We start from the raw sequence: 18,750 nt of genomic DNA on the forward strand, positions 1-18,750 counted from the left end.
AGGTCGGGTCTCAGTCCAGGGCATAGCGAGTCTCCTCTTCTATGCCAGTTATAACTGTTACCCATGTATCCGGTCTAAAGTGTTACCCATGTTTCCGGTTCATACCCAGCGCTTACCGGGCCTACAGAATTTGCCCGGCGCGTTACGGCTTTCTCGCCACCGGCACGTCAATACTTTTCAAAATATCGACAAACACTGACGGCTCCTCTTTGTTGAACAAGAGCCACACGCGATGCCGCGCGCGGGTTATCGCCACGTACAGTAAACGCCGCTCCTCTGCATCCGGGAAATCTTCCGGAACAGGCAATAACGCCTCTTCCATCACGGATTCCCGCGCCGGTGCCGGGAAACCGTCGCTCCCCTCTTTCAGCCCCACCACAATTACGTAGTCGGCCTGCTGCCCTTTACTGGCGTGAATGGTCATAAAATCGAGCTGTAGTTTTGGCCAGCGCGTTGCCGCTTTTTCCAGCGCCGTCGGCTTGAGGTGGTGATAACGCGCCAGGACCAGAATCCGTTCATCCGGTTTCGCATAGCCGCTCAGTTTATCCAGCAGCGGTTCCAGCTGATCGTCCGCCAGCAGCGTGACGGCCTTTTTATCCCCCGACGTCAGGCTGTTAAGCGGCTTCGACAGCTGATGCGGGTTCTGCTGAATAAAACGGTTGGCAATTTCACCAATCCGCGAGTTGAAGCGGTAGGTGGTGTCCAGATCGCTGCGATCGCCTTCCCCAAAATAGTGATGGAAGGCCGTCGTGAGGGAAAGTTGCGCCCCGCTGAAGCGGTAGATAGCCTGCCAGTCATCGCCCACAGCAAACAGCGACGTGTGTTTATTCTGCGCCCGCAGCGCCGAAAGCAGCGCAGCGCGCTGCGGCGAGATATCCTGAAACTCATCTACCAGAATGTGTTTCCACGGGCTGACGAAGCGCCCTTTCTCCAGAATGATAATGGCCTGATGGATCAGCCCGGAAAAATCGACCGCGTTTTCATCTTTCAGCGCGGTTTTCCACGCTTTCAGCATCGGCGCCATCAGTTTAACCCGCTTAGAAAACACGGCGCGGATCGACTCCGGTGCGCTTTCTATCATCTCCGCCTGAGAGCCGCCGTGCATGCGCATCAGGCTTACCCACCGGTCGAGACGAGAGCCCAGCCGGCGCGCCAGCTTTTCATCCTGCCAGAAGCTGCCCTCCGGCACCTCCCAGTTGAGTTCCTCTTCAAGCCACTGACGCCAACCTTTCGCCTGCGCCTTTTTTTCACTGCACTGCTGACGCCATGCCTTAATAAACAGCGCCTGGCGAGCCTGAGCATCATTCTCCAGCTTGCTGACAACAGGGACTTTTTTGCTGCCCTGTTGAATAATGTGTAAAGCGAGGGAGTGGAACGTGCGCGCCGAGATATCCTGGGTATGCAAACGCGCCTGAATGCGCTCATCCATCTCCTGCGCCGCCTTGCGACCAAAAGCCAGCAGCAAAATCTGGTCGGCAACTGCCTCGCCCGTTGTCAGAAGCCAGCCCGCGCGCGCCACCAGCACCGACGTTTTGCCGCTCCCTGCGCCTGCCAGCACCAGTAAAGAGTGCTCGCCATTCACCACTGCGCGCGCCTGGGCAGGATTGAGGGGCGATGATTCCACCGTACTGAAGAAATCGGCATATTGCGTAAGCATCACCTCAGTCCAGGCCTGGTTATGCGCCAGACGGCTTTTCTCGATATCGCTAAGCCAGGCCTGACACTTCCGCCACGCATCGCGACAGTTATCAAATTCCTCAAGCCGCGCCACCGGTAAAGGCAATGCCGTCAGCGCCTGGGTGATTTTTTGCTGAAGCCCGGCGGTTTGCTGGCGCGTCAGCCACTTCTGCTGCGTATTGCTTAGCGCGATATCGTCCAGCACCTGATGCAGCACCTGTGCGGCAATCACGCTCATCTCCTGGCTCCACTGGTGCCAGCGCATGTTCAGATGATGGTGGAAGCGTTGGGTTTCCGCCCACTCGGTCCCGTGGAGTCGCACCACTTTCTCTGCCGGCAGAACGAACTCCAGCTCCCCCCATACCAGCCCTCGTTTACAGTGAATGGCCAGTAGCTGATTAAACGGAATAAGGTATTCGTGGCGTTCACCGGAGACTTTCACTCCCGCATTAAGAAGCACAACCTTGTCGTAAGGGTGCTGCGCCAGGCGTTTGCCCATTGAAGTTGCTTTCAGTTCCATATCCTGCCGGATCCACGAGGTCATAATTTGTCAGACAGTTTAACTGCCAGTTTTAAGGTGCTCCAGCCCAAAAAAACGTTACAATCACCGGGCGTTAATCATATCGAAGGAAATGAGGGTTTATGCGTACCGTTCTGAATGTGTTGAATTTTGTCCTTGGCGGTTTTGCCACCACCCTTTCCTGGCTTTTTGCCACCCTGGTGAGCATCGTGCTTATCTTCACCCTTCCGCTGACGCGCTCCTGCTGGGAAATCACCAAACTGTCCCTCGTTCCTTATGGAAATGAAGCCGTGCACGTGGATGAACTGGAGCCGGAAAGAAAAAATGCCCTGATGAATACCGGCGGCACGCTGCTGAATATTTTATGGCTAATCTTCTTTGGCTGGTGGCTGTGTCTGATGCATATATTCGCCGGTATCGCCCAGTGCATTACGATTATTGGCATTCCGGTTGGCCTCGCTAATTTCAAAATTGCCACCATCGCCCTGTGGCCGGTAGGACGCCGAGTTGTTCCGGTCGAAGTGGCGCAAGCCGCGCGTGAAGCCAATGCCCGTCGTCGTTTTCAGTAATAAGGACTGGCCGCTCTCATGCTAAGCCCCCTGCTTCGTCGCTATACATGGAACAGTAACTGGCTGTATAACGTCAGGATATTTATCGCCCTCTGCGGCACCGTCGCTCTGCCGTGGTGGCTGAATGATGTGAAGCTCACCATCCCCCTCACGCTTGGGGTGGTGGCCGGCGCGCTGGCGGATCTCGACGACCGCCTGGCCGGTCGTTTGCGTAATCTGGTCATCACGCTGGTCTGCTTCTTTATTGCTTCCGCCTCCGTTGAGCTGCTTTTCCCGTGGCCCTGGCTGTTTGCCTTAGGGCTGACGGTGTCCACCAGCGGCTTCATTTTGCTCGGCGGCCTCGGGCAACGCTACGCCACTATCGCGTTTGGCGCCCTGCTGATTGCCATTTACACCATGCTGGGCGTCTCTCTTTACGATCAGTGGTATCAGCAACCGGTCCTGCTGCTATTGGGCGCTATCTGGTATAACCTGCTGACCTTAACCGGGCATCTTATTTTTCCGGTTCGTGCCTTACAGGACAACATTGCCCGCAGTTACGAACAGCTGGCCCACTATCTGGAGCTGAAATCCCGGCTGTTTGATCCGGATATCGAAGAGGACAGCCAGGCGCCCCTGTACGATCTGGCGCTGGCAAATGGCCAACTGGTCGCCACGCTGAATCAGACCAAAGCGTCTCTGCTCACCCGTCTGCGCGGCGATCGCGGTCAGCGCGGTACCCGGCGCACCCTGCACTACTACTTTGTTGCCCAGGATATTCACGAGCGCGCCAGCTCCTCGCATGTGCAATACGCTGACCTGCGCGAGAAATTCCGCTACAGCGACGTGATGTTCCGTTTCCAGCGTCTGCTGTCGATGCAGTCTCAGGCCTGCCAGCAACTTGCGCGCTCAATACTGCTGCGCACGCCCTATCAGCACGATCCTCGCTTTGAACGTGCATTCAGCCACCTGGATGCGGCGCTCGATCGCGTTCAGGCCAGTGGAACTTCGCCGGAACAGTTCAAAGCCCTGGGATTCCTGCTCAACAACCTGAGAGCAATCGATGCTCAGCTCGCCACCATTGAGTCTGAACAGGCGATGGCGATGCCGGGCAATGACGCTGACAACCAGCTTGCCGACGACAGTCTCAACGGTTTCAGCGATATATGGCTGCGCCTGAGCCGGCATTTTACGCCGGAATCCGCCCTCTTTCGCCATGCGGTAAGGATGTCGTTGGTACTGTGCGTTGGCTACGCGTTTATCCAGATAACAGGATTGCACCACGGCTACTGGATCCTGCTGACCAGCCTGTTCGTCTGCCAGCCGAACTATAACGCTACCCGCCATCGACTCGCGCTGCGTATTGTCGGGACGTTAGTCGGGGTCGCCATCGGGCTGCCGGTGCTCTATTTTGTGCCCTCAGTAGAAGGGCAACTGATCCTGATTGTGATTACCGGGGTACTGTTCTTCGCCTTCCGCAATGTGCAGTATGCCCACGCCACGATGTTCATCACGCTGCTTGTGCTGCTCTGCTTCAATCTGCTGGGTGAAGGCTTTGAAGTGGCCCTCCCCCGTGTGATCGACACGCTGATCGGCTGCGCCATCGCCTGGGCGGCGGTGAGCTTTATCTGGCCGGACTGGCGTTTCCGAAATTTACCGCGCGTGTCCGACAGAGCAATGAACGCCAACTGCCGCTATCTGGACGCTATTCTTGAGCAGTACCATCAAGGTCGCGATAACCGTCTGGCCTATCGGATTGCCCGTCGCGATGCGCATAACACTGACGCAGAGCTGGCTTCCGTTGTCTCGAATATGTCAACTGAGCCGCGCGCCACGGCAGAAATCCGGGAGACAGCCTTCCGCCTGCTGTGTCTGAACCACACGTTCACCAGCTATATCTCTACCCTTGGCGCCCACCGAGAGAAACTGACGAATCCGGGCATCCTGGCACTACTGGACGATGCCGTTTGCTACGTTGATGATGCGCTTCATCATCAACCTGCGGATGAGCCACGGGTTCACCAGGCACTGGATGAACTGGTGCAACGTATCGCACACCTTGATCCAGGCACCGACAACAAAGCTCCGCTGGTCCTTCAGCAAATTGGCCTGCTTATCGCTTTGCTGCCGGAAATTTGTCGGCTGCGACAGCAGATCGCTACCTGGCGGAATGATGGCCCTGCGACTCAGGCAGCGCATTAAACCACTCCGTAAGCTCCCGGCGAATATCCGCCGGGAGTGCCGCTTCATGTAACCCTTCAATCGCGCCTTCAAGCGCGAACAATACCCGGATACTCAGCGCTTTATTCTTAGAGCGCATTTTCAGCCAGCTCGTCTTCGCCCCCAACTGTCGTAGCGTCTCTTCATTGGTAATGCCCGCCTCCATAAGCAGGACCTCAATCTGAAAGGTCAGGTTCGGCAGATCTTTAAGCCGGTTACGCTGATGGCGCTGGTAGCGCTCTTTCCTGGCGGCATCGAGCGCAAACGAGGAGAGCTGAAGCAGTTTTTCCCTGTTTTGCCACAGACCTTCATCCACACGGTAGTAATTAAGCAGCACAGGACGTCCTCGTTTCATCAGGGTCAGAAAAGAAGAGGCGTTTTTTACACAGTATTTTGCACTTTGCTCACAGGCGCGAAGGTAAAGCTCACCGTCAGACACCATCGCGAACACCGCTTCATCCACGGCCAGGGTATAACCGCCAAACAGGGCGCGATGATGAATTTCGCCCAGCGGAGAGAGGTATTCTTGAGATTGATAAATCCGATCATAAGATATCTTTTTCATGATAATTCCATTAAAAATCATACAGTAACCACGATATTTCTTACTAACGGATCCGTTAGCAGGAAAATAGGCAACTTATTGCCGTTGGGCAAGATGATTTTTTCAGGTTCACCAGGAATGGATGAAATTTGCGAGTCGCTTTCCGAAAATGAGGTTGATCTTTATGCATACAGGGGTTACTGTATATCCATACAGTAACTACAGGGCTGGAATGAATATGTACACTTCAGGCTATGCAAATCACTTAACACCTTCTACTTCTGCCGCAGGCAATGCTGCGCAGAATTCTATCGGGCGTGAATCGACAGGGCTTATCAGTGAAGTGGTTTACCGTGAAGACCAGCCGCTGTTGACACAACTCTTACTCCTGCCGCTTTTGCAGCAGCTCGGGCAACAGTCTCGCTGGCAGCTCTGGCTGACGCCACAGCAAAAATTAAGTCGCGAATGGGTTCAGTCGGCTGGGCTGCCGTTAGCGAAGGTGATGCAGATTAATCAACTCTCCCCTTGCGATACGGTCGAGTCGATGGTCCGGGCATTACGTACCGGGAACTATAGCGTCGTGATTGGGTGGTTGCCTGAGGATCTGTCGCAAGAGGAACATTTGCGTCTGACTGAAGCGGCTGAAGAAGGTAACGCGATGGGTTTCATCATGCGGCCAGTTCGTGGAGATTCCTATCGCAGAGGACAACATCCCGGGCTAAAAATTCACTCAAATGTGTACCATTGAGTCATTTTAAGAGTTTTCCTGGAATTTTTTTCGACCGCAGTATGCAAAAAAAGTTCAACGCGCCAAAACTGCGGCAAGGCTTGTCTGACGCGGTTCTCGTTAATTTTACTGCACAAAATTCGTTCAAAAATTGTTAAATATTAGGTATACGGAACTTTTTTTTTCATATGCCTGACGGACTTCACACTTGTAAGTTTTCAGCTACGTTGTAGACTTTACATCGCCAGGGGTGCTCGGCCTAAGCCGAAGATATCGGTAGGTTTATATTTGACCACGCCCCCCGGTGAAGGATTTAACCGTGATTCCTCCGATGGAGATATTCATGGCAAATTTTGGATGATAACGAGGCGCAAAAAATGAAAAAGACAGCTATCGCGATTGCAGTGGCACTGGCTGGCTTCGCTACCGTAGCGCAGGCCGCTCCGAAAGATAATACCTGGTATGCAGGTGGTAAACTGGGCTGGTCTCAGTTCCATGACACCGGTTGGTACAACAGCAGCCTGAACAACGATGGCCCTACTCACGAGAGCCAGCTGGGTGCAGGTGCGTTCGGTGGCTATCAGGTTAACCCGTATGTTGGCTTTGAAATGGGTTACGACTGGTTAGGTCGTATGCCTTACAAAGGCGACAAAGTAAATGGCGCTTTCAAAGCTCAAGGCGTACAGCTGACCGCTAAACTGGGTTACCCAGTAACTGACGATCTGGACGTGTACACCCGTCTGGGCGGCATGGTATGGCGTGCAGACTCCAGCAACAGCATCGCTGGTGACGACCACGACACTGGTGTTTCCCCAGTATTCGCTGGTGGCGTTGAGTGGGCAATGACCCGTGACATCGCTACCCGTCTGGAATACCAGTGGGTTAACAACATCGGTGACGGTGCTACCGTTGGTGTTCGTCCAGACAACGGCATGCTGAGCGTTGGTGTTTCTTACCGTTTCGGTCAGCAGGAAGATGCGCCAGTCGTAGCTCCAGCTCCGGCTCCAGCGCCAGAAGTACAGACCAAGCACTTCACTCTGAAGTCTGACGTTCTGTTCAACTTCAACAAAGCTACCCTGAAACCAGAAGGTCAGCAGGCACTGGATCAGCTGTACACCCAGCTGAGCAACCTGGATCCTAAAGACGGTTCTGTAGTGGTTCTGGGCTTCACCGACCGTATCGGTTCTGACGCTTACAACCAGGGTCTGTCTGAGAAACGTGCTCAGTCTGTAGTTGATTACCTGGTATCTAAAGGTATCCCAGCTAACAAGATCTCCCCACGTGGTATGGGCGAATCTAACCCAGTTACCGGTTCTACCTGTGACAACGTGAAACCACGCGCTGCACTGATCGACTGCCTGGCACCAGATCGTCGCGTAGAGATCGAAGTTAAAGGTATCAAAGACGTTGTAACTCAGCCTGCGGCATAAGTTATCGTCTTATAAAAAAACCCCGCCATGCGGGGTTTTTTATTATCTGAAGAAAAGTAAAAAGCTTATTTTTTACCTAACAGTGCCTGTAGATCGTTTTTCAACGTCGACATCTGGCTGGCATACTTCTCTTTGTGCTCGGCATCTTCAATCAGCTGCACCACCGTTTCCGACAGGGTTTTCCCGCGCCGTTGCGCAAGCCCGGCCAGACGCTGCCAGACCATGAACTCCAGGTCGATGGATTTCTTACGGGTGTGCTGATGCTCGGCATTGAAATGCCGTTTACGACGAGCTCGGATAGTTTGCTTCATCCGGTTTAACAAGGCCGGATTAATGTGTTTCTCGATCCAGCCGTTGACCTGTACCGGTTCGTTTTCGAGGGTCAGCAACATATCCACAGCTTCTTGTGCCGCGCTGGCTTCGATGTAGCAGGTGATCAGCTCCCCTTCACGGTGCTTTTTGACCAGGTACTTCCATTTCCAGCCGCTTTCGAGGTTTTCCAGTTGTTGATATTTCATTGCGATCTCAGTGTTACCGTGTAACTCTGTTCAGAATATCAGTTTTTTGGCAATCTGCTGAAAAGAAATCATATCCTGTGAAACGTCGCAGGCGATCCGCATGACGAAAACCCGAATCCTGATTGGGCAGAGTGCGCCGCTTACGGTATACTCCACGGTTTTACTTCTGACTAAAAAACATCAACTTTGACCATTACGAAACTTGCATGGCGTGACCTGGTTCCGGATACCGAGAGCTATCAGGAGCTGTTTGCACAGCCAGACCTCACAAAAGAACACAAATTCATACTTAGCGAGACACAACCGCGTTTGCATTACGCGCTGGAGCAGATGTCATCCCCATGGGCTACATCTCCTTTCATGCTGCTCAAAGCCCCGGAAGAAGCCGAGTATCTGACGCTTCTCGGTGATGCCATGCGCCAGTTGCAGCCAAAAACGAATGCCGTTTTTGGTGGTCAGTATCATATTGCCGGTCGCGACGTGACATTCGAACCTGCCACGCAGGCAGATGGATTGTTCGCTGCAAAAAGCGAGGTGATCACCGCCAACTGGGTGGAAGCAGAACAGTTGTTCGGCTGCCTTCGTCAGTTCAATGGCGATGTTTCACTGCAACCCGGGCTGGTACACCGCGCGAATGGCGGCGTATTGCTCATCTCCCTTCGCACACTGCTTGCGCAGCCGCTGCTGTGGATGCGCCTGAAAACGGTGGTGACGCAGCAACGTTTTGACTGGGTAGGCTTCGACGATTCACGTCCTCTGCCTGTTTCCATTCCGTCTATGCCGCTGTCGCTGACCGTCGTGCTGACGGGTGACCGTGAATCACTGGCTGACTTCCAGGAAATGGAGCCAGAACTCGCGGAGCAGGCGGTTTACAGCGAATTTGAAGACAATATTCAGATTGCAGATGCCGATGACATGGCGCAGTGGTGTCAGTGGGTTATGGCCGTGGCGGAACGTTTCGCGCTGCCCTCACCTGCCGAGGATGCGTGGCCGGGCTTAATCCGCGAGGCCGTACGCTACACCGGCGATCAGGAAACCCTGCCGCTCTGTCCGCTCTGGATCGGTAAACAACTGCGTGAAGTGGGCGCTATCAGCGGCAACGGTACGTTCAACGGTGAGCAACTGTGCCAGATGCTGGCCCAGCGTGAATGGCGCGAAGGCTATCTTGCTGACCGTATGCAGGATGAAATTCTGCTTGAACAGATTCTGGTGGAGACCGAAGGCGAACGTATCGGGCAAATCAATGCCTTGTCCGTCATCGAGTTCCCCGGGCACCCGCGCGCCTTTGGTGAGCCTTCCCGTATCAGCTGTGTCGTACACATTGGTGACGGCGAATTTACCGATATCGAACGCAAGGCCGAACTGGGCGGAAACATTCATGCTAAAGGCATGATGATCATGCAGGCATTCCTGATGTCTGAACTTCAGCTCGAGCAGCAGATCCCCTTCTCTGCCTCGTTGACCTTTGAGCAGTCCTACAGTGAAGTCGACGGCGACAGCGCCTCAATGGCAGAGCTGTGCGCCGTGATCAGCGCGCTTGCAGACGTGCCGATTAACCAGAATATTGCGATTACCGGGTCCGTGGATCAGTTTGGCCGTGCCCAACCGGTGGGCGGACTGAATGAGAAAATCGAAGGCTTCTTCGCAATCTGCCAGCAGCGCGGTTTAAACGGCAAACAGGGCGTGATTATTCCGGCACCTAACGCTCGCCATTTGAGCCTGAGCCAGGCGATTCTGGATGCGGTAGAGCAGGAACAATTCACCGTCTGGGCCATCGAAGGGGTTGAGGATGCACTACCCTTACTGACAAAACTGGTCTGGGACGGCGAAGGCCAGACAACCCTGATGCAGACCATTCAGGAACGTATAGCTCAGGCGACACAGCAGGATGCTCGTCATCGTTATCCGTGGCCGTTACGCTGGTTAAGTTGGTTTAGTGCGAACTGATCGGACTTGTTCAGCGTACACGTGTTAGCTATCCTGCGTCCTTCACTAAAATAAGGCTTACTGAGAACATGGTAGATAAACGCGAATCCTATACTAAAGAAGACCTTCTTGCCTCTGGTCGCGGTGAACTGTTTGGCGCGAAAGGCCCGCAGTTACCAGCCCCAAATATGCTGATGATGGACCGTGTCGTGAAAATGACCGAAACCGGCGGCAACTTTGATAAGGGTTACGTAGAAGCAGAACTCGATATCAACCCGGACCTGTGGTTCTTCGGTTGCCACTTTATTGGCGATCCGGTAATGCCTGGCTGCCTGGGCCTTGATGCCATGTGGCAGCTGGTTGGCTTCTATCTGGGCTGGCTTGGCGGTGAAGGCAAAGGCCGTGCGCTGGGCGTAGGCGAAGTGAAATTCACCGGTCAGGTTCTGCCTACCGCGAAGAAAGTCACCTACCGTATCCATTTCAAACGCATCGTTAACCGCCGTCTGATTATGGGCCTGGCGGACGGTGAAGTGCTGGTTGATGGTCGTCTGATCTATACCGCGAACGACCTGAAAGTGGGTCTGTTCCAGGATACCTCCGCTTTCTGATAACGGCTTTTAGCCCCTTCCAGAAAGGCGAAACCTCCGCATTGCGGAGGTTTCTTTTTAAAGAGACGGTATCAAGCAAGTACTGCCCTGTCTCCGATGGCTTCTCGCCAGCCCCCTAGCCATTGGGACCTTTGATTCAGGGCCTGATAGGGACACATTTCTTTAGAACGTCCGGCGATGCCAGCCTGATAACCACGTTGATGAGCCCTTTCCAGGCGATCTCGTTTCTGTCTCTTCATGCCTCGTTTCCCTCATTCTTTTGTCTGGTGGAAAGAAAACAGTGGTTGCAATATGTGCAAGCACAGTTAACGAATACCCCGAATCTGCGTCAGCGTCAACGTTCAAAATTCATACGGGTGTCATATTTGTGAGCTACATGGAAGATCGTTTGTACAAAAAGTGTGATGCGGGACAAGTAACAACCTGAACGTAAAACGAAAAAAAAGCCGCAATCAGCAAGAAGCTGAGTGCGGCTTTCGTCGATGAATTTTACTTATGGCAGGCGGGAAATCTCTCTTGCTATAGTAGCCGACTCCTGTGCCCATCCCTGCGCAAGTACTTTCACCATTTCGTCATAGCCATCTTTCTGCTGCTTGAGTTCAAGATGGAAAGGACGCTTAATCAGCTGACCCTGGTGATTCAGCAGCCACTCCCCGCTGATAACAACGGCACCATCATAGCGGCCATGGAATCCCGTCACGTTAACATTCAGAGTGTCCTGATCGCTTCCCAGAGGCTGCGAGGCAACGACCCAACCGGGGAGCTGGCTGCTCAGATTCGCCACCAGCGTATTGCGTAGCTGCTGATCCAGCGGGCTGGCCCACAGGTTATTGTTGGCGATTACATACTGCACATCGCTGGTCTGGTAGACCACCCCGTTGCCCGCCAGGTAATCTGGCACGGCAACCTGCTCAACCCACAGCAGACGGCTGCCCTGCGAGGCGCTGCTCTGCGCCCCCGACTGCGCGCTTAACGGCAGCTGGTAGTAGCTTTTGTTATCGCTTCCAGAGCTACAGGCCGTTAATACCAGTGCGCCTGCGATGATTAGCCATTTTTTCATTGTTTCGCCCTCTTAGGCTCAGGATCCTTTTTATCTTTCGCTTCAAACACCAGCGCGTTGCTCTTTTCATTGAGCGTTTTCAGAACGGGCTGTAGCTCGCGTAAAACCTGATCAAGACGTTGCATATCCGCCACCATCTTGTTGTAGGCCGCTGAGCCCGGCTGGAAGCCCTGCATACTGCGATTCAGTTCACGCAACGTTTTCTGCATATCCTGCGGCAGCTGCTGCATGGACTGGTTGGCCGTGATCTTGTTGATATTATCCAGGGTGGTTTGCAGACGTTGCATCGTCGCCTGGCTCTGATGCAGTGATCCCGTCGCAGCCTCAAGCATTGGATTCAGCGGCAGATTGTTGATCTTATCCAGCGTTTCCATCAGACGCTGTTGGATCTGCGCCAGGCCACTGCTAACCGTAGGAATGATTTTGTAGCCGCCAAATTCACGGACTCCCGTCATAGGTGGCGCTTTTGGATAGAAGTCCATATCGACATACAACGCCCCTGTCACCAGGTTGCCGGTTTTCAGCGAGCCACGCAGACCGCGATTCATCAGGTCGCTGATATGCTCCCCAATATCCTGATCCTCACCAATCTGGTTAATTAAACGCTCAGGCTCAATGCGTATCAGCACCGGAATACGATAATCATCATCAAGCATTTGCTTGAGTCCCGGAACAAAGTAAGGCACTTGCCCCACTGTACCCAGACGGATACCGCGGAACTCAACTGGCGCCCCTGGCTGCAAGCCGCGTACAGAGTCCTTAAAGAACATCAGATAATCGATGTGATCGGTATAGAGCGCATCCTGAATGCTTTTTTGATCGTCAAACAGTCTGAACGCGGTTTTTTCCGCCACCGGTTGTCCCAGATCTATACCTTCCGGCACGTCAAAACTGACGCCCCCACCAAACAGCGTGGTGAGTGAACCCATCTCAACGCGCATCCCCGCAGAGGTGAGATCCACAGCGATCCCACTGTCTTTCCAGAAACGAACGTTACTGGTCACCAGTCGGTCATTAGGCGCATTGATAAATAGCTGATAGCTGATGGTCCGTTTTTGCGGATCGAAGGTGCTCGTTTCAACCGAACCGACACGATACCCACGGAACAGCACCGGATCGCCCGGCGAGAGCTGGCCCGCTTTTTTGCTGTCCAGAAGGACGCGGATCCCTTTTGCATCCGGTGGCGCAAGCGGCGGTGAATCCAGCAACTGATAGTTTGCTGGCTGGGCGCCTTTATTGCCGGGCTGGAGTTCAATGTAAGCCCCTGACAATAGCGTCCCTAAGCCGCTGATCCCTTCTCTTCCGACCTGCGGTTTCACCACCCAAAAAACGGAATCTTCATGGAGCAGTTTTTCCATGCCAGCATTCAGGCGGGCCTTAATTTCAACATGGGTTAAATCATCCGTCAGGGTCGCGCTTTCCACGACACCCACATCCACGCTGCGGCTCTTGATGGTGGTTTTTCCGCCCTCAATTCCCTCTGCATTGGTGGTAATTAGCGTGACTTCCGGTCCCTGATGGCTGTAATGATAAAACAGGATCCATGCACCGATCAGCGCGGTCACGATGGGGAAAATCCACACCGGCGACCAGTTTCTGACCTTCTGCACTTTAGCCTCTCCACTCTTATTTTCCATGCTCTTACTCTTCCTCATGGCTTGAATCGGGCTCACGATCCCACGATAAACGAGGGTCGAAGGTCATGGCCGCAAACATGGTCATAATGACGACCAAAGCAAACATCAGCGCTCCCATAGCGGGATAAATACTCATCAGCCCACCCATACGCACCAGCGCTGAGAGAACCGCAATCACGAACACGTCAATCATCGACCAACGGCCAACAAATTCCACGACCTCATAAATCAGATGCATGCGCTCACTGTCACGCTTACCGTGCCCTTTTGCATCCCAGCAAAGCCAGGCAATGGCAATCATCTTTAAGGTCGGAACCATAATGCTGGCGAGAAATATGACGCCTGCAACAGGGTATGACCCTTCGCTCCACAGCAAAATCACCCCGGCAAGGATGGTCGAGGGCATTCTGTCGCCGAGCAGATCGGTGATCATGATCGGCAAAATATTGGCGGGCAGATAAAGCATGACAGAGGTCACCAGCAGCGCCATGGTCCATTGCAGGCTATTTTTGCGTCGGACGTGACCTTTTGTTTCACAGCGGGGACACACCTCGACATCCGCGGGCAGCACGGCGGTGCAGCAGGAGCAGGAGCGCAGCCCCTGACGGATACCCGGTACGCCCACCTTTACCGTCTGCGAGAGCGTCGGTGCCGGGGCAATATCGTCCCAGGTCCAGCGTCGGTCCACGCACTGGAAAGCGCGCAGTTGCAGCACGCAATACAGACACCACGGAATAAAGCTACTGCCAATCCCCACATCGCCGTAGGCCATCAGCTTCACGAAGCTGACCAGGATACCCGCCAGAAAAATTTCCGCCATCCCCCAGCTTTTCAGCTGGAACAGGATCCGCGCGAGTTTGATTTTAAGGGCGGTGGGCATCCTGACGCGATTGACCAATAGCAGAATGACGACCAGGCAAAAAGCCGGGACTATCTGCACGAACAGAAGAAAGAAGGTGCCAAGGCTGGCGTAATCTTCCGAGAACATCACGCCTGGAATTTCAAGTAACTCCACCTGGCTTACCATCCCACCCACTTTCATAGAGATGAAAGGGAAGAGATTGGAGAGCAGTAACATGAACAGGGCTGCCAGCGCGTAAGCCGTAGGACGCTGCCTTGGCGCGTCCCACTCGGTCGTCAGCGTAGCTCCGCAGCGCGGGCAGGCAGCCTTATGTCCGTGACCAAGCTCTGGCAACGCCACGAGCATATCGCATTGCGAGCATAAAATATGCCGATCGGCATGGTGCTGGTCACACATAGATTATCCCTGTTTATGCGCCGTTTTTCAGAGACTCAAGGTACTCCCAGCGCTCAAATGCCTCTTCCAGCGCCTGCTCGGCCTGGGAGAGTTCAGCCAATACTTTCTGAGTATAGTCGTGAGGCTGCGTAAAGAATGACGCATCAGCGACCTGAATTTGCAGTGCTTCCAGTGCCGCTTCCAGCTCTTCCAGACGCTGCGGCAGCCCTTCCAGCTCGCGCTGCAAGTTATAGCTCATTTTAGCAGGAGACTTTTTGACAGTTTCTGCTTTCACAACAACAGGTTCAGCGACATTTTTGGTCTTCGCCTGTTTTTGCGCCAGCGACTGCGATTGCTGTCCACGCGCGTCATGATAGCCGCCCACATATTGACCGATGCGTCCTTCGCCTTCGAAGATCCAGCACTCGGTCACGGTATTATCGACAAATTGACGATCGTGGCTGACCAGCATCACGGTTCCCTGATAGCCATCAATCAACTCTTCCAGCAGTTCCAGCGTTTCGACATCCAGATCGTTCGTCGGTTCATCGAGAATCAGTAAGTTACTGGGTTTCAGGAACAGGCGCGCCAGTAAAAGACGGTTACGCTCACCGCCGGACAGCGCGCGCACAGGCGTCAGGGCGCGTTTTGGGTGGAACAGGAAGTCCTGAAGGTAGCCCAGCACGTGACGCGGCTTGCCGTTAACCATTACCTCCTGTTTGCCCTCAGCGAGGTTGTCCATCACCGTACGGTCCGGATCCAGCTCTGCGCGATGCTGGTCAAAGTACGCTACTTCCAGCTTGGTACCACAGTGAATACGACCGCTGTCGGCCTGCAACTGGCCCAGCATCAGTTTCAACAGCGTGGTTTTGCCGCAGCCGTTTGGACCAATAAGCGCAATTTTGTCGCCGCGCTGAACCTGTGCGGAGAAATCGTTCACCAGCACTTTGCCGTCAACCGAATAACTCACGTTCTCCATTTCGAAGACAATCTTGCCCGAGCGGGACGCCTCTTCCACCTGCATTTTGGCGCTACCCATGACTTCACGGCGTTCGCTACGTTCGCGGCGCATCGCCTTCAGGGCGCGAACGCGGCCTTCATTACGGGTACGACGCGCCTTGATGCCCTGACGGATCCATACCTCTTCCTGCGCCAGCTTGCGGTCGAACTCGGCGTTTTGCAGCTCTTCCACGCGCAGGTTCTCTTCTTTCTCCAGCAGATAGGTATCGTAATCGCCCGGATAGGTCACCAGCTTGCCGCGGTCGAGGTCGACAATGCGCGTGGCCATGTTGCGGATGAACGAACGGTCGTGGGAGATGAAGATAATGGTGCCATTGAAAGTTTTCAGGAACCCTTCCAGCCAGTCAATCGCTTCGATATCCAGGTGGTTCGTTGGTTCGTCCAGCAGCAGTACCCTGGGCCCGCTCACCAGGGCACGGCCCAGCGCGGCTTTACGCAGCCAGCCGCCGGAGAGCGCCGACAGCTCCATATCCGCTTCCAGGCCAAGCTGAGCCAGCACTTCGTTAATGCGGTTTTCCAGCTGCCACAGGCCGTGGTGATCGAGCATCTCCTGCACTTTTGCCAGTTCGTTGAGATTTTTGTCGCTCGGGTCGGTCATGACCAGATGCGAAATCTCGTGGTAGCGCTTGAGGTATTCCGCCTGCTCTGAAATCCCTTCGGCCACAAAATCGTACACGCTGCCGGTAACGTTACGCGGCGGATCCTGTTGCAGACGAGAGACGACCAGATCCTGCTCGTAAACAATACGGCCGTCGTCCAGCCCCTGCTCACGGTTGAGGATTTTCATCAGCGTCGATTTACCTGCGCCGTTACGGCCGACCAGACAGACGCGCTCGTTATCTTCGATATGCAGCTCTGCATTATCGAGAAGCGGTGAGTCGCTGAAAGAGAGCCACGCGCCGTGCATACTAATTAAAGACATTTATTTTTCCTTTCAGACCGCGGAGATCAGCCAGCAGTTGTGGATTTGACGGTTACGGGCAAAGTCCTGAGACAGCGTTTTTTGGCTGATTTCTTGTGCTTTCAGTCCCAGTTCGGCCAGGCCGTCGTGATCCATGCGGAATCCGCGCTTGTTATTCGAGAACATAATGGTGCCGCCTTTACGCAGCAGACGCTTCAGGTCGGTCATCAGGCGCAGGTGATCGCGTTGAACGTCAAAGCTATCCTCCATACGCTTGGAGTTAGAGAAGGTCGGCGGATCGATAAAGATCAGGTCAAACTGCTCGTCGGTATCGCGCAGCCAGCCCAGCACGTCGGCCTGTAACAGGCGATGCTGACGACCGGTTAAGCCGTTAAGACGCAGGTTGCGCTCTGCCCACTCCAGATAAGTACGGGACATATCGACCGTGGTGGTGCTACGCGCCCCGCCAAGCCCTGCATGAACGCTGGCGCTGCCGGTATAGGAGAACAGGTTCAGGAAGTCTTTGCCCTTACTCATCTGTCCCAGCATGCGGCGGGCGATGCGGTGATCGAGGAACAGACCGGTATCAAGGTAATCGGTCAGGTTAACCCACAGGCGCGCGTTATATTCGCCCACTTCGATGAAGTCGCCCTTCTCGCCCATCTTCTGATACTGGTTTTTGCCTTTCTGACGCTCACGGGTTTTCAGCACCAGCTTGTTTGGCGAAATGCCGAGTACGGCGATGGTGGCCGCAATCACATCCAGCATACGCTGACGCGCTTTTTGCGCATCAATGGTTTTCGGCGGGGCGTATTCCTGAACCACCACCCAGTCTGCATAGCGGTCAACCGCCACGTTGTATTCCGGCAGGTCAGCGTCGTAAAGGCGATAACATTCGATGCCTTCCTGCTTCGCCCACTTCTCAAATTTCTTCAGGTTTTTGCGCAGACGGTTGGCATAATCTTCCGCCACGCCAGACGGTTTGCTGTCCGCTGCTATCTCTGCCAGATGGTAGTTTTTCTGCACGCAGTCCAGCGGGCCGTTTTTCGCCTTGAACTGGCGATCGGCACGTAATTGCAGGCAGCTCAGCAGCTCCGGCGAGGCGCTAAACAGGGAGAGGTTCCAGCCGCCGAAATGCGCTTTCATGTTGCGGCCCAGCAGGCTGTGTAGCGCAATCAGCGCTGGCTCGCTGCCAAGACGCTCACCATACGGCGGGTTGCTGATCACCGTACCGTACGGGCCTTTTGGCAGCGGATTGGTCAGGTTCGCCACATCTTTGACGTCGAAGGTCACCAGCTCACCGATACCGGCACGACGGGCGTTGCTGCGCGCGCGTTCAATCACCCGTGGGTCGTTGTCCGAACCGTAAAAGTGAGAGGTGTACTCCGCCAGCCCTTTACGGGCACGGGTCTGCGCGTCGTCTTTGACCTCTTTCCAGAGGGCTTCATCGTGCTGCGCCCAGCCTTTGAAGCCCCACTGTCCACGATGCAGCCCTGGCGCGCGGTCGGTGGCCAACATCGCGGCTTCAATCAGCAGCGTACCGGAACCGCACATTGGATCGAGCAGCGGCGTACCCGGCTGCCAGCCGGAGCGCATCACGATAGCGGCGGCCAGTGTCTCTTTGATTGGGGCCATGCCGGTGCGATCGCGATAGCCGCGCAGATGCAGGCCTGCGCCGCTCAGATCCAGGGAAATACTGGCAGTATCGCCGTTCAGCCAGACGTTGATACGCAGATCCGGGTTTTCACGATCAACGTTCGGACGTTCTCTATTACGACGCGTGAAGCAGTCCACAATGGCGTCTTTGACGCGCAGGGCACCGTACTGGCTGTTGCGGATCTCATCGTTGACGCCGTTGAAATGCACCGCAAAGGTGGCGTCCGGGGTGAAGATCTCTGTCCAGTCGATCATCTGTACACCGGTGTAGAGATCAAGATCGCTGTAGACCTTGCACTCTTTCATCGGCAGCATGATGCGCGACGCCAGACGGCTCCACATCAGGCTCTGGTAAATAAGCCGCGTGTCGCCCTCAAAATGGACACCACCCTGAACCACCTGGCACTCTTTCGCGCCCAGGGTTTCCAGTTCAGTTTTTAACAGCTCTTCCAGCCCACGGGCCGTACTGGCAAACAGAGAATTCATATCGTCACTTTTACTCATAGAAAATTGTCGCGCAT

The 18,750-nt window shown here is 54.5% G+C and carries 15 protein-coding genes; 6 read left to right on the forward strand and 9 right to left on the reverse strand.

Annotated elements, in window-relative coordinates; translation table 11 throughout:
* Positions 1-142 precede the first annotated feature (142 nt).
* Positions 143-2,197 carry a DNA helicase IV gene (helD, locus tag ACOTZP_RS13915; protein WP_126502944.1) on the reverse strand — a complete coding sequence of 685 codons (2,055 nt, stop codon included), beginning with the start codon at positions 2,195-2,197 and terminating at the stop codon, positions 143-145.
* 122 nt (positions 2,198-2,319) lie between these two features.
* Between helD and ACOTZP_RS13920 the strand changes: the two genes are divergently transcribed.
* Positions 2,320-2,766, forward strand: coding sequence for a YccF domain-containing protein (locus ACOTZP_RS13920; protein ID WP_022647660.1), 447 nt, complete (start codon positions 2,320-2,322; stop codon positions 2,764-2,766).
* 18 nt (positions 2,767-2,784) lie between these two features.
* A complete protein-coding gene (gene yccS / locus ACOTZP_RS13925; protein WP_023299744.1) occupies positions 2,785-4,947 on the forward strand; it encodes a YccS family putative transporter in 2,163 nt (720 codons plus the stop codon).
* On the opposite strand, the gene ACOTZP_RS13930 is transcribed toward yccS, so the two are convergent.
* Complete coding sequence (locus ACOTZP_RS13930; protein WP_023299743.1) at positions 4,904-5,530, reverse strand: TfoX/Sxy family DNA transformation protein; 627 nt, start codon at positions 5,528-5,530, stop codon at positions 4,904-4,906. The genes yccS and ACOTZP_RS13930 overlap by 44 nt on opposite strands.
* A 217-nt stretch (positions 5,531-5,747) precedes the next feature.
* Here ACOTZP_RS13930 and sulA point away from each other — a divergent pair, with 217 nt between their 5' ends.
* Together sulA and ompA are read left to right on the forward strand one after the other, a co-directional pair.
* Positions 5,748-6,257 (forward strand): SOS-induced cell division inhibitor SulA, encoded by a 510-nt coding sequence (gene sulA, locus ACOTZP_RS13935; RefSeq protein WP_032610196.1) that lies wholly within the window; start codon positions 5,748-5,750, stop codon positions 6,255-6,257.
* Positions 6,258-6,613: 356 nt separating this feature from the next.
* Positions 6,614-7,666, forward strand: coding sequence for a porin OmpA (gene ompA, locus ACOTZP_RS13940; RefSeq protein ID WP_017384806.1), 1,053 nt, complete (start codon positions 6,614-6,616; stop codon positions 7,664-7,666).
* Positions 7,667-7,731: 65 nt separating this feature from the next.
* On the opposite strand, the gene matP is transcribed toward ompA, so the two are convergent.
* Complete coding sequence (gene matP / locus ACOTZP_RS13945; RefSeq protein WP_006809347.1) at positions 7,732-8,184, reverse strand: macrodomain Ter protein MatP; 453 nt, start codon at positions 8,182-8,184, stop codon at positions 7,732-7,734.
* Between the two features lie 186 nt (positions 8,185-8,370).
* Here matP and ACOTZP_RS13950 point away from each other — a divergent pair, with 186 nt between their 5' ends.
* Entirely contained in the window at positions 8,371-10,131 is a 1,761-nt protein-coding gene (locus tag ACOTZP_RS13950) for a Lon protease family protein (RefSeq protein WP_271075172.1), read from the forward strand.
* A 68-nt stretch (positions 10,132-10,199) separates the two neighbouring features.
* On the forward strand, positions 10,200-10,718 hold the full coding sequence (gene fabA, locus ACOTZP_RS13955) for a bifunctional 3-hydroxydecanoyl-ACP dehydratase/trans-2-decenoyl-ACP isomerase (RefSeq protein WP_000227926.1): 519 nt from the start codon (positions 10,200-10,202) through the stop codon (positions 10,716-10,718).
* 71 nt (positions 10,719-10,789) lie between these two features.
* Here the strand turns inward: fabA and rmf are convergent, their stop codons facing one another.
* The 6 genes from rmf to rlmKL all read right to left on the reverse strand — a co-directional run bounded on the left by rmf (position 10,790) and on the right by rlmKL (position 18,715).
* Positions 10,790-10,957, reverse strand: coding sequence for a ribosome modulation factor (rmf, locus tag ACOTZP_RS13960; protein ID WP_003858162.1), 168 nt, complete (start codon positions 10,955-10,957; stop codon positions 10,790-10,792).
* Positions 10,958-11,211: 254 nt separating this feature from the next.
* Entirely contained in the window at positions 11,212-11,778 is a 567-nt protein-coding gene (gene pqiC, locus ACOTZP_RS13965) for a membrane integrity-associated transporter subunit PqiC (RefSeq protein WP_022647654.1), read from the reverse strand.
* Positions 11,775-13,415 carry an intermembrane transport protein PqiB gene (gene pqiB / locus ACOTZP_RS13970; RefSeq protein ID WP_271086672.1) on the reverse strand — a complete coding sequence of 547 codons (1,641 nt, stop codon included), beginning with the start codon at positions 13,413-13,415 and terminating at the stop codon, positions 11,775-11,777. The genes pqiC and pqiB overlap by 4 nt, the downstream gene beginning before the upstream one ends.
* A gap of 4 nt (positions 13,416-13,419) precedes the next feature.
* Complete coding sequence (gene pqiA, locus ACOTZP_RS13975; protein WP_022647652.1) at positions 13,420-14,673, reverse strand: membrane integrity-associated transporter subunit PqiA; 1,254 nt, start codon at positions 14,671-14,673, stop codon at positions 13,420-13,422.
* Positions 14,674-14,686: 13 nt separating this feature from the next.
* Positions 14,687-16,594, reverse strand: a complete 1,908-nt coding sequence (locus ACOTZP_RS13980; protein ID WP_045308863.1) for an ABC transporter ATP-binding protein — start codon at positions 16,592-16,594, stop codon at positions 14,687-14,689.
* Positions 16,595-16,606: 12 nt separating this feature from the next.
* Positions 16,607-18,715 carry a bifunctional 23S rRNA (guanine(2069)-N(7))-methyltransferase RlmK/23S rRNA (guanine(2445)-N(2))-methyltransferase RlmL gene (gene rlmKL / locus ACOTZP_RS13985; protein ID WP_032622253.1) on the reverse strand — a complete coding sequence of 703 codons (2,109 nt, stop codon included), beginning with the start codon at positions 18,713-18,715 and terminating at the stop codon, positions 16,607-16,609.
* Between the last annotated feature and the right edge of the window lie 35 nt (positions 18,716-18,750).

Origin of the sequence: Enterobacter cloacae complex sp. SYL001, assembly GCF_049237025.1 — a bacterium.
Classification (GTDB): domain Bacteria; phylum Pseudomonadota; class Gammaproteobacteria; order Enterobacterales; family Enterobacteriaceae; genus Enterobacter; species Enterobacter intestinihominis.